General features: G+C 64.8%; 4 protein-coding genes. 2 read left to right on the top strand and 2 right to left on the bottom strand.

Translation table 11 applies throughout. The annotated features are described in order from the left end of the window. The first annotated feature begins 357 nt into the window (after nucleotides 1–357). Nucleotides 358–786 (top strand): 50S ribosomal protein L11, encoded by a 429-nt coding sequence (locus CcI156_RS23520; RefSeq protein WP_023842267.1) that lies wholly within the window; start codon nucleotides 358–360, stop codon nucleotides 784–786. A gap of 138 nt (nucleotides 787–924) precedes the next feature. Then, complete coding sequence (locus CcI156_RS26455; RefSeq protein WP_175443301.1) at nucleotides 925–1,086, top strand: hypothetical protein; 162 nt, start codon at nucleotides 925–927, stop codon at nucleotides 1,084–1,086. 31 nt (nucleotides 1,087–1,117) lie between these two features. Here the strand turns inward: CcI156_RS26455 and CcI156_RS23510 are convergent, their stop codons facing one another. Beyond that, a complete protein-coding gene (locus CcI156_RS23510) occupies nucleotides 1,118–1,636 on the bottom strand; it encodes a DUF5946 family protein (protein ID WP_076808317.1) in 519 nt (172 codons plus the stop codon). A 10-nt stretch (nucleotides 1,637–1,646) separates the two neighbouring features. Then, nucleotides 1,647–2,159, bottom strand: coding sequence for a DUF5946 family protein (locus CcI156_RS25330; protein WP_011438483.1), 513 nt, complete (start codon nucleotides 2,157–2,159; stop codon nucleotides 1,647–1,649). Nucleotides 2,160–2,468 lie beyond the last annotated feature (309 nt).

Below are 2,468 nucleotides of genomic sequence, written 5' to 3'. Positions count from 1 at the left end.
GCTGACCTGCATCAATGACTTTGCGGGTCACCCTGGGACTCTCCCTCCGGACCCGTGTTGGAGATCCACAACTTCTGACGCAGCCCCTTGACCTGGGAATACGCCTCAACGGCATAGTCGCGGAGGTAGTCCCGGAGGGAAGCAACCGTCTGATCGGATCTGGACAGGTCCCACAGAATAATCGAACAGTACATCTGACTCCTTGGTGGAACGGCTTTTCTTCACTCTTTCCTCAGACACTTTCAAGTGATCCTTGAGTTGAACTCGACTTCCTTGCGCACGGCCGGGATGAGTCATATAGTCCCCGATGGATCGCCATTAGTTTACGATAAGAGACTCGCCGAGAAGGAACTTGGGATGCCCGCTAAGAAGAAACTCTCCGCCGTCGTGCGAATCCAGCAGGAGGGTGGAAACGCCAACGTCGCCAAGATTGGCCAGGCTCTCGGTACCTATGGCGTCAACATCGTCGGGGTGATGAAGGAGTTCAACGAAGCCTCGGCGATCCACCACGGGCTGCAGGTCTCGGCAGATGTTTCGATCTTCGAGGACCGCTCCTTCGAGCTCTCCGTCAAGTCGCCCGCCACGACCAGTCTGCTGCTCCAGGCCGCGGGTGTCCGCAAGGGCAGTCCGAGGCCGCATGCCGAGCACGCTGGTGCGGTCACCGTCAGCCAGCTCCGTGAAATCGCCAAGGTCAAACTGCCCGACCTCAACGTCGATTCGATGGAAGCGGCGGAAAAGATAGTGGCTGGAACGGCGCGCTCCATGGGAATAAAGGTCACCGGTTGAAGTGGGCCGCGGCCGGCGGAACCAACGCGGGGAGACAGGATGGCATTGGGTATCGAAGACCGGCTCGAGCGCAATCGACTCGCGACTCAGCTGGCTGGCGCGGCCCTGACGCATTTTCTGGCGGATGACGAGARAAGCGTGGCGGCGTGCATCCGGCAGATACCGGATCCGCCCGGACCCTGGGTCGGCATGCTGCGCTTCGCGGCCTTGGCGGTCGCGGTCATCGCCGAGGACAGTGGCGTGGAGCAGCGGGACGTCGCCCAGCAGCTCCTACTCAGGGTCGCTGAGCTCCAGGAGTGAGTGGTACGGGGGGGTCGAGGACTCGTTGTCTTCAGGGGAGGGCCTCCTCGATCCAGCCCCTGATTGTGGTGTGGTGGGCAGCCCAGGCGCCCCACACCTGCGCCGCCCAAGCTCTGAGCAGGGTCTCGTACTCGCCGRCATCATCGGCGGGGGCGAGGTCGGCGATTGTCATCCGGCCGTGGAGCAGTACGGGGTCGAGGTCCAAGGGGTGGAACACCGGTCGGGCGACCATGCGCCGGTGCAGGCGCGGTCCTTCCCTCGGGTCGGCCCCGTCCTCCAGGAACAGACACAGCGTCATCAGGCAGATGGACAGGCCCTGCACCCGACGCGGCTGCGACCAGTCGACGTGCTGCGCGGTGTAACTGTCGACCAGCAGCTGGTGGGAGGAGTAGCGGGCGGGGTCGTTGTAGGACCGGCCGAGCATCTCCGTRTACAGCAACCAGCACCCGGCCGAAGCCGCCGCCGCCTGGCCGGGTATCTGCTCCGGTGGCTCCGGCAACATGAGCCCGCAGCCGGGGCAGTCCCGCGCCGRCCCCGCCGAAAAGCCCATCATTCGGCTTTCACCTGCCTTTCAGTGCCAGTCGCGCCCAGCCACGCACTGTCTCGTGTTGGGCCGACCAGGACCGCCACACGGCCTCGGCCCAGTCGCCGAGGCAGGCGGCGCGCTGTTCAGGGGCCACGGAACGGACATCGGCTACGGTCATGTCGCCCATTCGCTCCGGCGGAGGCAGATAGGGCCAGGCACTCGCGCCCAGAAGCGGCAGGACAGTACGGCTCATCCTGTTTAACCGCGTCATCAGCTGCGCCGCCGGCAGCCGCTCCTCGATATGCAGACACAGCGACGTCAGGTGCACTGCCACGGACTGGCGCTGCCGCAGCTCGTGCTCCGCCCCTCCGGGGTGCTGWGCCGCATAGCAGTCCAAGGCCAGCCTCAGCTCCGCTTGGGCCAGGTTCTGAGCGGTCACCTCGCCGTACAGCTGCCAGCACCCCGGGGAGGAACACATGTAGGCATGGACAGGCCCGGATACGTCCGACACTTCGGCGCCGCATCCGACGCAGACCACCGTCGGCATGTCGCTGACCGCCCGTTCTCTTCGACCGAAGACTGACAGCCCCTCCGTGGACCTTATGCCAAGCCGGGCGGCACGCCCGCTCGTTCCGGGTCTGTAAAGTTACCGGTGCAACTGTGGCGAATCGGACTACCTGCGGCCTGCGGTGAGCCGGCCGTCGAACGCGACGTCGAAGGCGTTGAGCGCGCCCTTCCAGCGGATCACCCAGCGCTTACGGCCAGGGCTCCGGCGAGGTAGCGCAGCGTCATAGTTGGTAGCTGTTGGTAGCCTGCCTGGTGATCACTTCTGGGCATCCGATGGGCGATTGATTGT

Source organism: Frankia sp. CcI156, from assembly GCF_001983015.1.
Taxonomy (GTDB): domain Bacteria; phylum Actinomycetota; class Actinomycetes; order Frankiales; family Frankiaceae; genus Frankia; species Frankia casuarinae.
Note: the sequence above shows the minus strand (reverse complement) of the source record. Positions and strands in the feature narration are given on the sequence as shown.